Annotated in this window: 1 rRNA gene; it reads right to left on the reverse strand. The window is 56.2% G+C overall.

Going from position 1 to position 1482, the window contains the following annotated elements:
• Positions 1-4: 4 nt before the first annotated feature.
• Positions 5-1482: ribosomal RNA gene (locus tag ADA01nite_RS21610) — 23S ribosomal RNA — on the reverse strand; the annotation flags it as partial.

Consider the following 1482-nt stretch of genomic DNA (forward strand, 5'->3'; position numbering starts at 1 on the left):
CTTGATGGGTTAAGCCCTCGACCGATTAGTATTCGTCAGCTCCACGTGTTGCCACGCTTCCACCTCGAACCTATCTACCTCATCATCTATAAGGGGTCTTACCAGCTTACGCTGTGGGAAATCTCATCTTGAGGGGGGCTTCACGCTTAGATGCTTTCAGCGCTTATCCCGGCCGCACATAGCTACCCAGCCGTGCTCCTGGCGGAACAACTGGTGCACCAGCGGTGCGTCCATCCCGGTCCTCTCGTACTAAGGACAGCTCCTCTCAAATTTCCTGCGCCCACGACAGATAGGGACCGAACTGTCTCACGACGTTCTGAACCCAGCTCGCGTACCGCTTTAATGGGCGAACAGCCCAACCCTTGGAACCTACTTCAGCTCCAGGATGCGATGAGCCGACATCGAGGTGCCAAACCTCCCCGTCGATGTGGACTCTTGGGGGAGATAAGCCTGTTATCCCCAGGGTAGCTTTTATCCGTTGAGCGATGGCCCTTCCATGCGGAACCACCGGATCACTAAGCCCGACTTTCGTCCCTGCTCGACTTGTAGGTCTCGCAGTCAAGCTCCCTTCTGCCTTTACACTCTGCGAATGATTTCCAACCATTCTGAGGGAACCTTTGGGCGCCTCCGTTACCTTTTAGGAGGCGACCGCCCCAGTCAAACTGCCCGCCTGACACGGTCCTTCATCCCGGTAAGGGATGCAAGTGAGAAGGCCAGCATTGTCAGGGTGGTATCCCAAGGACGCCTCCACCGAACCTGACGGCCCGGCTTCAACGGCTCCCACCTATCCTGTACAAACAATACCAGCATTCAATATCAGGCTGCAGTAAAGCTCCATGGGGTCTTTCCGTCTTGTCGCGGGTAACCTGCATCTTCACAGGTAGTATGATTTCACCGAGTCTCTTGCCGAGACAGTGCCCAAGTCGTTACGCCTTTCGTGCGGGTCGGAACTTACCCGACAAGGAATTTCGCTACCTTAGGACCGTTATAGTTACGGCCGCCGTTTACTGGGGCTTCGGTTCAAAGCTTCGCACCGAAGGTGCTCACCTTTCCCCTTAACCTTCCAGCACCGGGCAGGCGTCAGCCCCTATACTTCGCCTTGCGGCTTCGCAGAGACCTGTGTTTTTGCTAAACAGTCGCTTGGGCCTTTTCACTGCGGCCCCCTCGCGCTTTGACACGCTACCGGGGCACCCCTTCTCCCGAAGTTACGGGGTCATTTTGCCGAGTTCCTTAGCAAGAGTTTTCTCGCGCGCCTTAGGATTCTCTCCTCGCCTACCTGTGTCGGTTTGCGGTACGGGTACCTCACTCCTCGCTAGAGGCTTTTCTTGGCAGTGTGAGATCAGGGACTTCGCTACTTCACGTTTCACTCGCCATCACAGCCTGGCGTTATAGTGTGCGGATTTGCCTGCACACACGCCTCACTGCTTGGACAGACACATCCAATCGTCTGCTCACCCTACCCTCCTGCGTCCCCCCGTCGCT

The organism is Aneurinibacillus danicus, from assembly GCF_007991215.1.
Taxonomy (GTDB): Bacteria; Bacillota; Bacilli; order Aneurinibacillales; family Aneurinibacillaceae; genus Aneurinibacillus; species Aneurinibacillus danicus.